The sequence below is a fragment of the Streptomyces sp. NBC_01433 genome (assembly GCF_026340105.1).
In the GTDB taxonomy this organism is placed as follows: domain Bacteria; phylum Actinomycetota; class Actinomycetes; order Streptomycetales; family Streptomycetaceae; genus Streptomyces.
The window spans coordinates 5,342,400-5,358,695 of sequence record NZ_JAPEPM010000001.1 but is presented as its reverse complement, the minus strand read 5'-3'; the positions used below and the strand labels follow the sequence as shown (position 1 = coordinate 5,358,695).

Genomic DNA, 16,296 nt, shown 5'->3' with positions numbered 1-16,296 from the left:
CTAGCTCTTCTTCTCCAGCTGATTGGCCCACAGCTTCGGGTCGTCGACGTTCTCCTTGGTCACCAGGGGCGCGGGGAGCTGGTCCTCGAAACCGCCCGGGATCTTGATGATGTTCGAGTCGTGGTCGGTCGGGCCTTCCTTGAAGGTCTTCCCCTCCAGGGCCGCCTTGGCGTAGTACAGGGCGTACTTCGCGTACAGGTCGGCGGGCTGGGAGATCGTCGCGTCGATCTTCCCGGCCTTGATGGCGTCGAACTCCTCCGGGATGCCGTCGTTGGAGATGATCGTGATGTGGCCCGGCGTACCGGCCGGCTTCAGCAGCTTCTTCTGCTCCAGGAGCGCGAGTGTGGGCTGGAGGAACACCCCGCCCGCCTGCATGTAGATGCCGTTGATGTCGGGGTGCGCGGCCAGCGTCGACTGGAGCTTGGCGGAGGCGACATCGCCCTTCCATTCCGTGGCCAGCTCGAAGACCTCGATGTCGGGGAAGTCCTTGTCCATGCACTCCTTGAACGCCTGGGAGCGGTCGCGCCCGTTGATCGAGGAGAGGTCGCCCTGGAACTCGACGACCTTGCCCTTGCCCTTGAGCTGTTCACCGAGGTACTTGCAGGCGTTGGCGCCGTACGCCTTGTTGTCGGCGCGCACCACCATGTAGATGCTGCCCTTGTCGGGGCGGGTGTCGACGCTGATGACCGGGATCTTCTTCTCGTTCAGCGTGTTGAGCGTCTCGGCTATCGCACCGGTGTCCTGCGGGGCCATCACGACGGCCTTGGCGCCCTGGTCGGTGAACGTCTGGACGTTGGCGACGAGCTTGCCGATGTCGTTCTGCGAGTTGGTCAGCGGAAGCGCCTTGACCTCCCCGCCCTTGACGCCCTTCTCCACGTACTGCTGGTAGGAGTTCCAGAAATCGCTGTCGCTGCGCGGCAGGTCGATGCCGACCTTTCCGCCGCCGTCCCCGCTGTCGGCGGAGTCGCGGTTGCAGCCCGCAAGGGCTGTGACGGCCAGCAGTACGGCGCAGGCTGCCGCACTCGTCGTACGCACTCTCATGGGGTCCCGTCCTTCGTGGAGTACTGGCTCGGAGCATTCGGCGGTGCGGGTGGGGCGGTGCGGATGGTGCGGGTGGGTCGGCTCATTCTGCGGTGCGGGCGGTGCTGGTGCTACGGGCAGTGCTGGTGGTGCTGTTGGTACGGGCGGTGCTGTTGGTACGTGGTCTCAGGCGTCGGCGGGGCGCAGTCGCAGCCCCTGCATCCCCCCGTCGACGGCGAGGGCGGTGCCCGTGACGGAGGCTGCCGCCGGGCTCGCGAGATAGACGACGGCGGCGGCGACCTCGTCGGCCGAGACCAGCCGGCCCAGCGGCTGGCGGGCGTTGAGCGCGGCGCGTTCGGCGCCCGGGTCGTCGGCCTGGCCGAGCAGCCTGCCGATCCACGGGGTGTCCGCGGTGCCCGGGTTGACGCAGTTGACGCGGACCCCTTCACGGACATGGTCGGCGGCCATGGCGAGGGTCAGCGAGAGCACCGCGCCCTTGCTCGCGCTGTAGAGCGCACGTTGCGGCAGCCCGGCGGTGGCGGCGATCGAGCAGGTCTGGGTGATCGACACGGAGCCCGGCCGGCCGGCCGCGGCGCGGCGCAGATGGGGCAGCGCGTGGCGGGCGGCACGGACCATGCCGAGGACGTTGATGTCCAGCACCCGGGCCCACTCGTCGTCGTCGTTGTCCTCCACGGTGCCGATGGACCCGATCCCCGCGTTGGACACGAGGGTGTGCAGGGCTCCCAGTTCGGCGGCGGCCCGGTCCACGGCGTCCCGTACGGCCGCGTCGTCCCGCAGGTCGGCCTTGAGGGCGAGCACACCCGCGGGCGCTCCTGCGGTCTCCCGGTCCAGGATCGCGACCTGGGCGCCGCGCTCCAGGAGCATCGTCGCCACGGCGGCTCCGATCCCGGACGCACCGCCCGTCACCAGGGCGGACATCTGGTCGAAGTCCTGTGTACCGGTCATCGGTCGGCCTCCTGAGGCGTGCGGCGGGCCTGCCAGACGGGGCCCTGGGGGTAGCGGTGATCGGCGATCGATCCGGGAAGCATCCGGGCCGAGAAGCCGGGGGCGCGCGGCGCGACGTAGCGGCCGTCCTCGATGACGGTGGGGTCGGCGAAGTGCTCGTGGAGATGGTCGACGTACTCGATCACGCGGTCCTCCCAGGTTCCGGAGACCGCCACATAGTCGAACATCGAGAGGTGCTGGACCAGTTCGCACAGGCCGACGCCGCCTGCGTGCGGGCAGACGGGCACCTGGTACTTGGCGGCGAGCAGCAGGATCGCCAGGTTCTCGTTGACGCCCGCGACGCGTGCGGCGTCGATCTGGACGAAGTCGACGGCACCGGCCTGGAGCAGCTGCTTGAACACGACGCGGTTGGCGGCGTGTTCACCGGTGGCGACCTTGACCGACTGTCCGGCGCGCACGGCGGCGTGGCCGAGGATGTCGTCGGGGCTGGTCGGCTCCTCGATCCAGTGCGGGTCGTAGGGCGCGAGCGCGCTCATCCAGGCCACCGCGTCGGCGACGTCCCAGCGCTGATTGGCGTCGACGGCGATCCGGATGCCGGGGCCGACGGCCTCGCGGGCGAGCGCGAGTCTGCGGATGTCGTCGTCCAGGTCGCCGCCGACCTTCAGCTTGATCTGGCCGAAGCCGTCCGCGACCGCTTCCTGGGCGAGCTTGACGAGTTTCTCGTCGGAGTAGCCCAGCCAGCCGGGCGAGGTGGTGTACGCGGGATAGCCCTGGGCGAGGAGTCGCTCGGTGCGCTCGGCGCGGCCCGGTTCGGCGGCCCGCAGGATCGCGAGCGCCTCCTCGGGGGTGAGCGCGTCGGTGAGATAGCGGAAGTCGACGAGGGAGACGAGCTCCTCCGGCGTCATCGCGGCGAGGAACCGCCAGACCGGCAGGCCGGCGGCTTTGGCCGCGAGGTCCCAGGCGGCGTTGACGACCGCGCCGGCCGCCATGTGCATCACGCCCTTCTCCGGTCCCAGCCAGCGCAGTTGCGAGTCATGGGTGAGCTCGCGGTACAGCGCGGCGAGGTCGGCCGCCGTACGGGGCGCCGGGCGCCCCACCACGTAGGGCCGCAGCGCCTCGATGGCGGCGGCCATGACCTCGTTGCCCCGCCCGATGGTGAAACAGAAGCCATGTCCCTCGATGCCGGCGCCGCCGCTGTCCGGGGTACCGGAGCCGGCGGACGGGCCGGTGCCGCCGGGGATGTCCGTGCGCAGGACGACATAGGCGGCGGAGTAGTCGGGATCGGGGTTCATGGCGTCCGAGCCGTCCAGCTGTTCCGAGGTGGGAAAACGGATGTCGTGAACCTCGAAATCCGTGACGGTCTGACTCATGTGCGCCCCCAGGGGAATAACATCGGACCTCTGTCGTGGTCATCCGATGTATAGCGCCGTACAGGGCTGGTCGTCCAGTGTTTAGGGGAAATTCGGTCAGCACAGCTCGGATGAATCCGGAGCCTGATGCCCTGTTTCGACCGTTGATGCACCTCCAGTGGCAAGGTTCACCCACCCGTGCAAAGAGACTGCGGCGGGAGGGGGCCGAAGCCGTAAGGTTGTTCCGTACACAAGAAGACTTCGGAAGGAGGCCTGGGTGATCGAGCTCGAGGGGGTACCCGAGCTGATCGACCCGGTCATGGTGGCCGCGTTCGAGGGCTGGAACGACGCCGGTGACGCCGCCTCCACAGCGGTCGGACATCTGGACCGGGAGTGGAAGGGCGAGGTGTTCGCGGCGCTCGACGCCGAGGACTACTACGACTTCCAGGTCAACCGGCCCACGGTGTGGCTGGACGGTGGGGTGCGCAAGATCACCTGGCCCACCACCCGCCTCTCCGTCGTCCGCGTCGGCGGGGAGAAACCCCGCGACCTGGTCCTGGTCCGCGGCATCGAACCGTCGATGCGCTGGCGCTCGTTCTGCAACGAGATCCTGGGATACGCCCATGAGCTGGGCGTCGAGATGGTGGTCATCCTCGGGGCACTGCTGGGCGACACCCCGCACACCCGGCCGGTACCGGTCAGCGGGGTCACCTCCGACCCCGATCTGGCGAGAACCATGGATCTGGAGGAGACCAGGTACGAGGGGCCGACGGGCATCGTCGGCATCCTCCAGGAAGCCTGCACCCACGCGGGCGTGCCCGCGGTGAGCCTGTGGGCGGCGGTGCCCCACTATGTGTCGCAGCCGCCCAACCCCAAGGCGACGCTGGCCCTGCTGAACCGCCTGGAAGACCTGATCGGGCTGCGGATCCCGCTCGGCGAACTGCCGGAGGACGCCCGAGCCTGGCAGCTCGGCGTGGATCAACTGGCCGCCGAGGACAGCGAGGTCGCGGAGTACGTCCAGACGCTGGAGGAGGCCCGGGACACCGCCGAGCTGCCCGAGGCGTCCGGCGAGGCCATCGCCCGCGAATTCGAACGCTATCTGCGGCGCCGGGACGGCGGTCCGGGACAGGCACCCGGCGGTCACGCGACGGAGACCGGTGATGTCTCGTATCTGCGGGACCCGTCGAGCGGCCGCACCAGACCGCCCAAACCACCGCGGCCGGAAACGGGCCCGGGGAACGCCACCGGCTCCTCGTCGCCCGGTGGCCCGCCGCCCTCGGCCGCCGACTCGCCCTCCGACGAGGACCGCGGCCCGGACGAGACATCCGAGGATTCGTCCGGGGACTGAGTCCCGGAGGGCTGCGGGAGCGGCGCCGGAACAACGGCAACGAGGGGCGCAGGACGGGAACGAACAGACCCGTCCGGCGCCCCTCGCCCTTTCGCTCCTCAGGGACGCGGACCGGCCCCGGACTTCACCTGGAAGTCCGGGGCCGGTCATCGCTCACGGATCGAGCGGTCGCTACGGATCGAGCAATTGCTACGGGCCAAGCGGTTGTTACGGAGCGAGCGGTTGTTACGGAGCGGAGGCCGTGGGGACTACAGCGCGACGCCCAGCAGGGCGTCGACGGTGCGCGAGACGAGTCCCGGCGCGCTCTCGTCCGTACCGGCCCCGGAACTGGCCAGCGCGGCCCAGCGATCCACCGCGGCCAGCGCCGCGGGGGCGTCCAGGTCGTCCGCGAGGGCCTCGCGGACCTCCTCGACCAGGGCGTCGGCGGACGGCCCGTCGGGGCGGGAGACGGCGGCACGCCACCGTCCGGCACGCTCCACCGCATCGGTGAGCACCTTGTCGGTCCACTCCCAGTCGGCCCGGTAGTGGTTCGCGAGCAGGGAGAGGCGGATGGCCGCCGGGTCCACGCCGTCGCGACGCAGAGCGGACACGAACACGAGGTTGCCGCGGGACTTGGACATCTTCTCGCCGTCCAGCCCGACCATGCCGGCGTGGACGTACGCCTGGGCGAACGGGTGCTCGCCGGTCAGCGCCTGTGCGTGCGAGGCGCCCATCTCGTGGTGCGGGAAGACGAGGTCGGAGCCGCCGCCCTGTACGTCGAAGCCCATCCCCAGATGATCCAGGGCGATGGCCACGCACTCGATGTGCCAGCCGGGCCGGCCACTGCCGAGCGAGGCGCCGTCCCAGCTCGGCTCGCCCGGACGGGCGGCCATCCAGAGCATCGGGTCGAGGGGGTTCTTCTTGCCGGGGCGCTCCGGGTCGCCGCCGCGTTCGGCGGAGAGCAGGCGCATCGCCTCGGCGTCGAGGTTCGAGACTTCGCCGAAGTGCGGGTCGGCCTCGACGGAGAAGTACACATCGCCGTCGAGTTCGTAGGCGGCGCCCGCGTCCCGGAGGCGTTCGACGAGCGGAACGATGCCGGGTATCGCCTCCACCGCACCGATGTAGTGCTGCGGCGGGAGCATGCGCAGGGCGGTCATGTCCTCCCGGAAGAGAGCCGTCTCGCGCTCGGCGAGCTCGGTCCAGTCCTCACCGTCGCGCACGGCCCGCTCCAGCAGCGGATCATCCACGTCGGTCACATTCTGGACGTAGTGAACCTGCCGCTTGGTGTCGAGCCACACGCGCTGAACGAGGTCGAACGCGTTGTAGGTCGCCGCATGACCCATGTGGGTCGCGTCGTACGGCGTGATGCCGCAGACGTAGATGCGGGCGACGGGACCGGGGTCAAGGGTGATCCGTCCGCCGGTCGCGGTGTCGTGGATCCGAAGGTCGCGGCCCTTGCCAGGCAGGGCGGGGACCTCAGAAGCGGGCCAGGCATGCATGTCATGAGCGTAACCGGACGATGCTTCCGGATACGAACCGGATCGGGGAACGTGGCCGAAGAGGCGGTCTTGCGCGGACGCGGCACATTCCGCTAAAGGCTCGTCCCGCATCCCGTTCCACGGCTTCCAGTGCCGCCGACCGCCCACGCCAGGGGCCGCCGACGGCACCCCGGCGTACGGCCGCGAACCGCGGCTGCTTCGTGCTCAACCGTGGCTGCTTCCTGCTCAATCGCCGTACGGGACCGCCGGCGCACGCCCGGCCCTCAGACCGGCGGCCACGGGATCGCCGGCCACTCGCCGCTCGGCTCGGGATGCCGTCCAGCCCCCCGGAGCCCCGCGACCCTGGCCCGCAGCGCCGCCAGCTCCGCCCCGGTGATCAGTTCCGCCAGACGGGTGGCGAGCCCCGCCCCCGCCGCCAGCTCCCCGGCCAGCAGGCCGAGCACCTCCACCGCCTCGGACGTCAGCGGCTCGCCCGCCCAGCCCCACAGCAGCGTCCGCAGCTTGTCGTCCGCGTTGAACGTGACCCCGTGGTCGATGCCGTACAGCCGCCCGCCGGGCGCGGGCAGCAGGTGCCCGCCCTTCCGGTCGCCGTTGTTGATCACCGCGTCGAGCACGGCGAGCCGCCGCAGCCGGGCGTCGTCCGCGTGCACCAGGAGCGCCGTCCGGCCCTCCCCCACCTCGGCGAAGCCCACGGCCTTCCAGCCGTCCCCGGGCTCCTCGGACTCGACGAGCGCGAGCAGCGACGGCTCGCCCTCGCCCTCGGGGGACTCGATCCACAGCTGGCACATGCCCTCGCCGTAGGGCCCGTCACGCAGCACCGTGGGCGGCACGAGCCCCCACCCGGTCGCCTCGGAGACCTCGTACGCGGCCACCTCGCGCCGGGCGAGCGTCCCGTCGGGGAAGTCCCACAGCGGCTGCTCCCCGGCGACGGGTTTGTAGACGCAGGTGCGTTCCTCGCCCTCGTACGCGACCGTGCAGTGGAGCACCGCGTTGGACGCGCCGCGCACCTGTCCGAGGACCGTGAGCCGCCCCTTGGTGAGCAGGGTGAGCAGCGCGGCGTCCGTCAGACCCTGCGGCGGTATCCGTTCTGGCGCGGGCATACGTGTCCTTCCGGATCGAGCGGCAGGCTGCACAGCGGGCACGGCGGGCGGCCGGCGTTCACGACGTCGAGGGCGCGTTTGGCGAAGGCGCGCGCCTGTGCGCCGCTCAGCCGGACGCGCAGCATCGGCGGGCCGTTCTCCTCGTCCTGCAGGAGCCGTTCCTCGGCCTCCGCGAGATCGTCCTCGGAGTCGGCGTCCAGCTCGACCAGGGCCTGCGCCTCGACGATCATGCGCTGTTCGTCACCGTCCCAGGCCAGCGCCATCGTGCCGACCCTGAACTCCTCCTCGACGGGTGCGTCCAGGGGTGCGGTGTCGGCCACGTCCATGGGCGCCACGGCGGGCACCGGCGAGTTGCCGCCGGTCCGCCGCACGACCTCGTCGAGCAGTTCGTCGATCCGCTCGGCCAGCGCGGCGACCTGGGTCTTCTCCAGGGAAACACTGGTGACCCGGCCACTTGAGGACGCCTGAAGGAAAAACGTTCGGCGGCCAGGCAACCCGACCGTACCGGCCACGAATCGGTCCGGTGGGTCGTAGAGGAACACCTGACGGGACACGTCCTGTCTCCCTTGAGAATTGACGGCGGATGGAGGGGCGCCTACGGCGCGTCCACCCTACTGTGCGAAGCGATCACGGCGCCCCCGCGCCGCCCCCGACCGCCGCGTCCGCCGATCCGTCCTGCGCCGGGGCCCCCGCGGCGTCAGCCCCGGCGACCTGTTCGCGCGGCGCCAGCGAGGCGAAGTCACCGGTGTCGCCGAGCCGGAGAAGGAAGGGGCGCAGCCGGGTGTAGCGGATGGCGGTGACCGAGCAGGGGTCGGCGTGGACGCGCTGGAAGAGGTCCAGATGCATGCCGAGCGCGTCGGCGACCAGCGCCTTGATGATGTCGCCGTGCGAGCACATCACATAGGTCGCGTCGTCTCCGTGCTCGGACTCGATACGGGCGTTCCAGTCCCGTACGGCGTCGACCGCGCGGGACTGCATGGCCCGCATGGACTCGCCGCCGGGGAACGCGGCGGCGGACGGGTGCTGCTGCACGACGGTCATCAGGGGGTCGTCGGAGAGCTCGGCGAGCTTGCGCCCCGACCAGTCCCCGTAGTCGCACTCGCTGATCCGCTCCTCGGTGTGCAGGGGCAGGCCGGGGCGGGCGTCGAGCAGGGGCTGGAGCGTTTCGCGGCAGCGCTGCAACGGGCTGCTGACGGCGGCGGCGAGCGCGAGCGCGGACAGGCGTCCGGGGAGCGCGGCGGCCTGCTCGGCGCCGCGTTCGTCCAGGGCGACGCCCGGAGTGCGGCCCGCGAGCACTCCGGCCGTGTTGGCGGTGGAGCGTCCGTGGCGTACGAGGATCAGCGTGGGCATACCGGCCAGGGTAGATGGCCGGGCAAAGGTGCGGAGCGGGCCGAGGCAAGGAAGAATGCCCGCCGTGATCGTGGACTGTGCCATCTACCGCGACGGGCGCCGCACCGACGGCCCCGCCGACTTCTCCGACGCGCTCGACGAGGCGCGGGCCACCGGGGACGCGTTCCTCTGGATCGGGCTGCACGAACCGACCGAGAAGGAGTTCGATCTGGTCCGCGACGAGTTCGGGCTGCACCCACTGGCGGTGGAGGACGCGCTGAGCGCGCACCAGCGGCCCAAACTGGAGGTGTACGACGATTCCCTGTTCGCGGTCATCAAGCCGGTCGTCTACGAGCCCGAGGGCGACACGGTCACCGCCGACGAGCTGATGGTCTTCATAGGCGACTCGTTCGTGGTGACGGTCCGGCACGGCGAGGGCGCCCCGCTGGCGGCCGTGCGCCGCCGCCTGGAAGCCGATCGCGAGGTGCTCAAGCACGGCCCCACCGCCGTGCTGTACGCGGTCAGCGACGCGGTCGTGGACCACTACATCGATGTCGCCGCGGAGCTCCAGGTCGACCTGGAGGAGCTGGAGACCCAGGTGTTCGCGCCGACCGGGGTCGGCAACTCCAAGAACACCGCGGCCCAGATCTACACCTTCAAGCGGCAGGTGCTGGAGTTCCGCCGGGCGACCGGGCCGCTGGCGGCACCGATGTCCCGGCTCGCGGGCGCCGGAGTGCCGTTCGTCCACGAGCATTCGCAGCCGTTCTTCCGCGATGTCGCCGACCACCTGACGCGCGCGAACGAACAGGTGGAGGGTCTGGACCGGCTGCTCTCGGACATTCTGTCGGCGCATCTGGCGCAGACGGGGGTGCGGCAGAACGACGACATGCGCAAGATTTCGGCCTGGGCCGCCATGGCCGCCGTCCCGACGATGGTCGCGGGCATCTATGGCATGAACTTCGACCACATGCCGGAACTGCACTGGGTGTGGACCTACCCGGCGGTCATCGCGCTGATGGGCTGCGCGGTGTTCGGCCTGTACCGGCAGTTCAAGCGGCGCGGCTGGCTCTGAGTCCGGACGGCACGGGACGGGACGGCGGGGCTCACGCGTACCCGGCTTCCGGGTTCACGCGTACTCGGCTTCCCGGACCGCCGGGCCGCCCAGCGCGTCACGCCGCTCCGGCTGGGCCAGGCTCACCATGCGCCGCCAGCCGACGAGGCGCTCGTACGCGTACATCGCGTGGATGCCCGCCGCCAGGACGGCCGCCCTGGCACGGGACCAGTGCAGGAGGGCCCCCATGTGCGCCATCACGGCCAGGCTGACGTCCCGGTAGACGCGGATCTCGGCCAGGGCGCACTCGCGCAGGATGCGCTGAATCCCGCGGCCGTGTCCGGCGCGGGCGAAGCGGAGCAGCTCCTCGTGGCAGTACGCGAGGTGGTTGTCCTCGTCGTTGGAGATCATCTTCACCGCGCGGCCGAGGTCGGGATGGTCGGCGAAGTGCTTGCGCAGGAGCCGCATCTGCTCGGAGGCGCGCTGCTCGGTGACCCGGCTGTGCGCCAGGTAGGTGATGATGTCGCGCTCCGAGAGCGGCTCGTCGCCGCTGAGCCGGATATGCGCCAGGCCGATGCCGTGCCCTTCGAGCAGCATCGTGTAGTCGGTCTCCGAGGGGACCTCGACGGGCGGCAGTCCGCGCTTCTTCAGGAGCGCGTTGAAGATCCGGCCGTGCTTGTCCTCGTCGGCCCCGTGCCGAACGATCTTGGGGGCGAGATCGCGTTGACTCGCGGGAACGAGGGCGGCGATCCGGGCGTTCTCCCAGCCGCCCTGGGACTCCCCGCTGGCGGCGATGGAGCAGAAGAGCCGGAACGACTCGTCGTCGTCGAGGATCTCCTCGAACAGGCTTTTCGCCGAGAGCATCACTGCCACCTCCGTACCGGTGTCCGCAGAGCCAAAGTCAAATGCGCTACGGAACAGTCGGCAACCGGAGGAGCGTGCCGTGACGCCGCGCGGGTGCCGCGTAACCGTCGGCCGCGCGGCGCGTTGTGCTGCGTGACGGCCGTGGCGGGGATGACCCCCGAGCCCCCACCACGGCCGTAGTGCTGCCCGGCCCTTCCGGGCACAAGCCTCTACGCGAGCCCGGAGCGCTCCAGGGCGTCCGTACCGGCGCGCAGCGCGGCGATCCGCTCGTCGAGCGTGAAGCCCGCCGGGGCGAGGGTGAGGGTGGTGACTCCGGCGGCGGCGTACGCCTGCATCCGCTCGGAGATCCGCTCCACGGAGCCGAGCAGCGTGGTCTGGTCGATGAGCCGGTGCGGTACGGCGGCGGCGGCGCCGTTCTTGTCGCCGGAGAGGTACTTGTCCTGGATCTCGGCGGCTTCCTTCTCGTACCCCATGCGCTGGGCGAGCTGGTTGTAGAAGTTCTGCTTGCGGCTGCCCATGCCGCCGACGTACAGCGCGGTGTACGGGCGGAACATGTCGGCCAGGCCATTGATGTCGTCGCCGACGGCCAGCGGCACGGTGGGACACACGTCGAAGCCGTCCATGGTCTTCCCGGCCTTCTCGCGGCCCGCGCGCAGGTACTTCACCGCGGTGTCCTCAAGGTGGTCGGCGGACGGGAAGATCAGCAGGGCGCCGTCGGCGATCTCGCCGGTCTGCTCCAGGTTCTTGGGCCCGATGGCCGCGATGTAGAGCGGAATGTGCTCGCGCTGCGGGTGGACGGTGAGCTTGATCGGCTTGCCCGGACCGTCCGGCAGCGGCAGCGTCCAGTGCTGTCCCTCGTAGCTGAGGCGCTCGCGGGACATCGCCTTGCGGACGATCTCGACGTACTCACGGGTGCGGGCCAGCGGCTTGTCGAACTTGACTCCGTACCAGCCCTCGGAGACCTGCGGGCCGGACACGCCGAGACCGAGGCGGAAGCGGCCCCCGGAGAGCGAGTCGAGGGTGGCCGCCGTCATCGCCGTCATGGCGGGCTGGCGGGCCGGGATCTGCATGATCGCGGAGCCGACGTCGATGGACTCCGTCTGCGCGGCGACCCAGGACAGCACGGTCGGCGCGTCGGAGCCGTAGGCCTCGGCCGCCCAGCACACGTCGTATCCGAGCCGGTCGGCTTCCTGGGCGACAGCGAGGTTGTCGCTGTCCATGCCCGCGCCCCAGTAACCGAGATTGATGCCGAGCCGCATATCCGCTCCCCTTACTGATCAGTAACGTCTCTGTGGTCCGGACTCTAGCGCGCGTCGGCGCGATCCGGCAGGCTCGGCGGCCCATCGGTTGTCCACAGGCTCCCCCTCCGTGGAGCCATGGCCAGTAATCTCAGCGCCCATGGAGCAGAGGCATCTCGGCCGTACCGGCCTACGCGTGTCCCGGATCGGGCTCGGCACCCTCACCTGGGGCCGGGACACCGACGCACACGACGCCGCCGACCAGCTGAAGGCCTTCTGGGACGCGGGCGGCACCCTGGTCGACACCGCCGATGTGTACGGGGGCGGGGAGGCCGAGTATCTGCTCGGGCAGCTCGTGGACAGCCTCGTGCCGCGCCAGGATCTGGTCATCGCCACGAAGGCGGGCAACGTCGCCGACCCGTACCGCCGCTTCAACGGATCGCGCGGACATCTGCTGGCCGCGCTCGACGCGTCCCTGGAGCGGCTCGGCACGGACTACGTGGACCTGTGGCAGGTCCACGCGTTCGATCCGGAGACCCCGATGGAGGAGACCCTGCAGGCGCTGGACCTGGCGGTGTCGTCCGGCCGCGTACGGTACGCGGGGGTGTCGAACTTCTGCGGCTGGCAGCTGGCCAAGGCCGCCACCTGGCAGCTCGCCGCCCCCGGCGTACGCACCCGGCTGGCGAGCACGCAGATGGAGTACTCGCTGCTCCAGCGCGGCGTCGAGCGGGAGGTGCTGCCTGCCGCGCTCGACCTCGGCATGGGGCTGCTGCCCTCGTCACCGCTGGGCCGCGGTGTGCTGACCGGCAAGTACCGCCTGGGCACCCCGTCCGGCTCCCGGGGCGCGTCCGAGCAACTGGCCCCCTTCGTGGAGCCCTATCTCGACGACCCGGCGAGCCGGATCGTCGACGCGGTGGCGACCGCGGCGGACGGCCTGGCCACGACGGCCCTCCAGGTGGCGCTCGCCTGGGTCCGCGACCGGCCGGGCGTGGCCGCCCCGATCGTCGGCGCGCGCAACGCGCGGCAGCTCAGGGAGGCTTTGTCAGTGGAGGCGCTTAGTCTTCCTGACGAGATCTGCCAGGCGCTCGACGATGTGTCGGCGCCCGTGCACCGCTATCCCGACCAGGACTGGAGCACGCTGTGACTGCGCTTCCCCGGGGGGAAACCCCAGGCCCCTCGGCCGAAGACCGCGAGACCGACGCGGCCCCCGGCACCGTCGGCGCGCCCACGCCGGGTGCCGACGCGCCCGCCGAGGACGGGCCGTCGGCGCCGGACGCCTCCGGCACGCCCGACGAGGCGACCGGTGACGAGCCGGAGCCCACCGGGGACGGCGACACCGGGAGGCCGACCCCCGAAGCCGGATCGGCGCCCGAGGCGTCGGAGGACGCCGGATCCACCGAGGCGGCCGGGACCGCGGCCGACGAGGACGCGACCGGCGACGGGGCCACCGGCGACGAGGCGACCGGCGACAAGGCCACCGAGGACGAGGCACCGGCCGTAACCGCGCCTTCCGAGGCGGAGGCCGAGCTCGCTGCCCAGCGGGAGCTGCGGGAGCGGATCGAGAAGCGCAAGGCCGAGAAGGACGGCCCCATCCCGGCCGGCACGAAGCTCAGCGGCACCGCCGCCGATCTGCTCGCCGCGGTCCGGGCCGTGGAGAGTGGTGAGAAGGCGGGCACCACGTTCTTCGACTCATCCGCCGCCGCCCCCGCCCCCCGCCGCGCAACCCCGGCCACCGCGCAGCCCTCCGCGCGTCCCCGGTCGCCCGAGCCGTCCCCGGCCGCGCAGGGCGCGTCGCCCGAGGCCGCCGCCGAGGTGCGGGCGCTGCTCGTCGAGGGCGGGGCCCCCGAGGCGCTGGCCCGCCCGGCCACCGGGACACTGGGCGAGCAGGCCGCCGAGGTCCTGCGCGAGGACCCCTGGCAGCTGCTCGCCGTCCCCGGGGTCCACCCGGAGCAGGCGGACGGCTTCGCGCGGGCCCTGCTGGGCGCCGCCTGCGGTCCGGACGACGAGCGCAGGACCGCGGCGCTGGTCGGCTGGCTGCTGGAGCGGGCCGCCCGCCAGGGCCACACGGCGCTGGACGCCACGGCCGTGCGGGCGTCGCTGGCCGAGCGTGCGGTGACCGACCCCGACGCGGCCGTGGAGCACGCCGTCGCCGAGGGTGTCGTGCTGGTCTTCCAGGAGGGCCTGGACCCGGCGGAATCGGCGGAGGCGACCGGGGCCGCCGATTCCTCCGAGTCCGCCGAGGAGAGCGACCGGAGCGACGACGCGAACGGCGTGGACGGCGACGACAGCGCCGAGGAGGTGCGGGAGCCGGTCCAGGTACTGCTGGGCCTCGATCGGTACGCACTGGCGGAGGAGAGCCTCGCCGACGGGCTGGCCCGGCTGGTCAACGCCTGCGAGAAGAGCGCCGACTGGACCGAGGCCGCCGCCTCCGCCCCTTCCCCGTCGGCGGCCGAACTGATCCGTACGGTCGCCACGGGTGGCCTGGTGGCCCACAGCGGCGGCGAGGCGGCCCGCGCCGAGCCCGCCGCCCTGATCGCGGCGGCGCAGGGCCTGGGGCTGCGTGCCCTCGGTACCACGCACAGCACGGACGGCCGCCGCAGACTGGCCGAGGCGATCGGTGACCCCGAGTCGGCGGTCACCCTCGCCGGGCTGCTGTCCGGGGCCGAAGGACCCGGCCGGGACGAGGACGGTGCGCTCGCCCTCGACCTGCTGGTCGTACTGGACGCCCCGCAGCTGGACGTGGAGGCGGCCGCGATCCTGGTCGAGTTCCTCGCCGACGGCGCCCGTCTGGTGCTGAGCGGCGACCCCGGCGTACTGGGCTCCGCGGGCGCGGGCCGGGTCTTCGCGGATGTGCTGGCCGCCCGTGCGTGCCCGCAGGTGGTGTCCCGTGCACCGGACCCGGGGCCGATCGGCGAGCTGGTCTCCGGCATCGGCATCGGCGAGCTGAATCAGGTCGAGGCACCGGGCAAGGAGGTGGTGATCGTCCCCGTGCGCGACGCGGGCGAGGCGGTCCACCGCACCGTGCAGCTGGTCGCGGACTCGGTGCCGCGCGCCTTCGGTATTCCTTCGGCCGACACCCAGGTGATCACTGTCGGCCACGGCGGCTCGGCGGGCACCCGGGCGTTGAACGCGGCGCTGAAGCAGCGTCTCAACCCGGGCCCCGGCCGGTTCGGCGGCTTCGACCCGGGCGACCGTGTCGCCCATGTCCCCGCACCCGGCCGGACCGTGCCCGGGGTGGTGCTCTCGGCCGACGCGGAGGGCCTGCGCCTGGACTGTGCGGGCACCGCCGTCGTCGTACCCCAGGACCGGGTCGAGTCGGCCGTACGGCACGGCTGGGCCCTCAGCGCCCACCAGGCGGCCGGGATGCGCTGGCCCGCCGTGGTCGTGGTGCTGCCCGGCGACGCCGCGCAGGGGCTCAGCCGCCCCTGGGTGTACACCGCGTTCAGCCGCGGGGAGCGGCACCTGTCCGTCGTGCACGGCGTGGACCAGGCGCTCCCGCACGCGGTGGCACAGATCCCCGCCCAGGAGCGGACGACCCGTCTGCGCGCCCTGCTGGAGGCCCTGCCGACCCCCGACGCCGCCTCGTAACCGCCGTCCGGACAGCACTGTGGCCCCGGTACGCCGGGGCCACGGATCGCCGGGTCTCACCAGGAGGTCAGGATCTGCCCGCCGTCAGGTCGTCCAGGTTCTCGTCCAGCTCCTCCTCGTCGAAGACGGAGCTGACGTCGAAGCGGCAGACCACGAGCTGGGGATCGGCGTGCTCGAACGGTGCGCCCAGCCACTCACCGGGCTCGGGGGGCACGTCACCGGCCGCGACCCAGAGGGTGGAGTCCCCCTCCTCCAGGCCGAACTCGGTGTGCCGGGAAGCGATCTCGTCCGGTTCGTACTCTCCGAACAGCACCCCGAGCGCGGCATGGACGCTGGTGCCGACCATGGGGCCGCTCCCGACGCCCCGGTCGTCCGATTCGAGGTCGGCGAGGCGCTGTGCCTGGGCGAGCAGCCGCGGGGGTTCCACGACCGTGTAGTCGCGCCGGATCAGCACGCTCAGCGCGCTGGGCTCCCCGGGACCGGCATAGGGCGGCAGGGAGTCGTCCGCGCCGGGAATCTCGAAGGGCGTGACCTCGTCGTAGCGGTCGTAGAGCAGTTCGTCGTAGACCTCGGCCGCAGCGGCCAGTGCGTTGAACGCGTCATAGACGGTGGGGTCGTCGTCCCCGGTACGGCGTTCGACCGCATCGAGGTGACGGTCGAGCGCGGCTTTGACCGCTTCGGCGGCGGCACGTACCTCGGCAGCGGTGGGCTGCGCAGCATCAGACATAGTGCAGACGCTATCCGTACCGGGGCCGTGCCCGCACAATAGATGCGATGCCGGAATACGAATTTGTCGACGTGTACGTGCCGCGCGGGGTATCCCGCAAGGACGCGGCCCGACTGCTGACCGACCACGCCGAGTACGGGCACTGGGAGTTGGACCGCCTGACGCTGCGCCTCGACGGCAGCCGCAGAGTGCGGTTGCGCAGACGGATCATCCGCCAGCTCCGGGCCACCTGGTGACC

General features: G+C 71.7%; 15 protein-coding genes. 5 read left to right on the top strand and 10 right to left on the bottom strand.

The genetic code is table 11. From position 1 onward, the window contains the following. The 3 genes from OG413_RS24125 to OG413_RS24115 form a co-directional block, all read right to left on the bottom strand. Complete coding sequence (locus tag OG413_RS24125; protein WP_266808692.1) at window positions 1-1,041, bottom strand: sugar ABC transporter substrate-binding protein; 1,041 nt, start codon at window positions 1,039-1,041, stop codon at window positions 1-3. A 165-nt stretch (window positions 1,042-1,206) separates the two neighbouring features. After that, complete coding sequence (locus OG413_RS24120; RefSeq protein WP_266808690.1) at window positions 1,207-1,986, bottom strand: SDR family NAD(P)-dependent oxidoreductase; 780 nt, start codon at window positions 1,984-1,986, stop codon at window positions 1,207-1,209. After that, window positions 1,983-3,356 carry an enolase C-terminal domain-like protein gene (locus OG413_RS24115; protein WP_266808688.1) on the bottom strand — a complete coding sequence of 458 codons (1,374 nt, stop codon included), beginning with the start codon at window positions 3,354-3,356 and terminating at the stop codon, window positions 1,983-1,985. Before OG413_RS24115 ends, OG413_RS24120 begins: the two co-directional genes overlap by 4 nt. A 256-nt stretch (window positions 3,357-3,612) precedes the next feature. On the opposite strand from OG413_RS24115, the gene OG413_RS24110 reads away from it, so the two are divergent. Further along, window positions 3,613-4,683 (top strand): PAC2 family protein, encoded by a 1,071-nt coding sequence (locus tag OG413_RS24110; RefSeq protein ID WP_266808686.1) that lies wholly within the window; start codon window positions 3,613-3,615, stop codon window positions 4,681-4,683. A 248-nt stretch (window positions 4,684-4,931) separates the two neighbouring features. Here the strand turns inward: OG413_RS24110 and mshC are convergent, their stop codons facing one another. The 4 genes from mshC to OG413_RS24090 all read right to left on the bottom strand — a co-directional run bounded on the left by mshC (window position 4,932) and on the right by OG413_RS24090 (window position 8,611). After that, window positions 4,932-6,161, bottom strand: coding sequence for a cysteine--1-D-myo-inosityl 2-amino-2-deoxy-alpha-D-glucopyranoside ligase (mshC, locus tag OG413_RS24105; protein ID WP_266808684.1), 1,230 nt, complete (start codon window positions 6,159-6,161; stop codon window positions 4,932-4,934). A gap of 263 nt (window positions 6,162-6,424) precedes the next feature. Beyond that, complete coding sequence (locus OG413_RS24100; RefSeq protein WP_266808682.1) at window positions 6,425-7,261, bottom strand: SCO1664 family protein; 837 nt, start codon at window positions 7,259-7,261, stop codon at window positions 6,425-6,427. Beyond that, window positions 7,225-7,815: a DUF3090 domain-containing protein gene (locus OG413_RS24095; RefSeq protein WP_266808681.1), complete on the bottom strand. Its 591-nt coding sequence runs from the start codon at window positions 7,813-7,815 to the stop codon at window positions 7,225-7,227. The genes OG413_RS24100 and OG413_RS24095 overlap by 37 nt, the downstream gene beginning before the upstream one ends. 73 nt (window positions 7,816-7,888) lie before the next feature. Beyond that, window positions 7,889-8,611: a histidine phosphatase family protein gene (locus OG413_RS24090; protein ID WP_266808679.1), complete on the bottom strand. Its 723-nt coding sequence runs from the start codon at window positions 8,609-8,611 to the stop codon at window positions 7,889-7,891. Between the two features lie 55 nt (window positions 8,612-8,666). Between OG413_RS24090 and corA the strand changes: the two genes are divergently transcribed. Further along, window positions 8,667-9,662, top strand: a complete 996-nt coding sequence (corA, locus tag OG413_RS24085) for a magnesium/cobalt transporter CorA (protein WP_266808677.1) — start codon at window positions 8,667-8,669, stop codon at window positions 9,660-9,662. 54 nt (window positions 9,663-9,716) lie between these two features. Here the strand turns inward: corA and OG413_RS24080 are convergent, their stop codons facing one another. Next, window positions 9,717-10,505, bottom strand: a complete 789-nt coding sequence (locus tag OG413_RS24080) for a ferritin-like domain-containing protein (protein WP_266808675.1) — start codon at window positions 10,503-10,505, stop codon at window positions 9,717-9,719. Window positions 10,506-10,714: 209 nt separating this feature from the next. Further along, window positions 10,715-11,764, bottom strand: a complete 1,050-nt coding sequence (locus OG413_RS24075; RefSeq protein WP_266808673.1) for an LLM class F420-dependent oxidoreductase — start codon at window positions 11,762-11,764, stop codon at window positions 10,715-10,717. A 139-nt stretch (window positions 11,765-11,903) separates the two neighbouring features. Between OG413_RS24075 and OG413_RS24070 the strand changes: the two genes are divergently transcribed. Next, the gene (locus OG413_RS24070; protein WP_266808671.1) at window positions 11,904-12,887 is read left to right on the top strand and encodes an aldo/keto reductase; all 984 of its coding nucleotides are present in this window, start codon (window positions 11,904-11,906) and stop codon (window positions 12,885-12,887) included. Continuing rightward, a complete protein-coding gene (locus OG413_RS24065; RefSeq protein WP_266808669.1) occupies window positions 12,884-15,331 on the top strand; it encodes a helix-hairpin-helix domain-containing protein in 2,448 nt (815 codons plus the stop codon). Before OG413_RS24070 ends, OG413_RS24065 begins: the two co-directional genes overlap by 4 nt. Before the next feature lie 67 nt (window positions 15,332-15,398). Here the strand turns inward: OG413_RS24065 and OG413_RS24060 are convergent, their stop codons facing one another. Then, window positions 15,399-16,058: a hypothetical protein gene (locus tag OG413_RS24060; protein ID WP_266808667.1), complete on the bottom strand. Its 660-nt coding sequence runs from the start codon at window positions 16,056-16,058 to the stop codon at window positions 15,399-15,401. 47 nt (window positions 16,059-16,105) lie between these two features. Here OG413_RS24060 and OG413_RS24055 point away from each other — a divergent pair, with 47 nt between their 5' ends. Next, on the top strand, window positions 16,106-16,294 hold the full coding sequence (locus tag OG413_RS24055) for a DUF5703 family protein (RefSeq protein ID WP_266808665.1): 189 nt from the start codon (window positions 16,106-16,108) through the stop codon (window positions 16,292-16,294). Window positions 16,295-16,296: the final 2 nt, after the last annotated feature.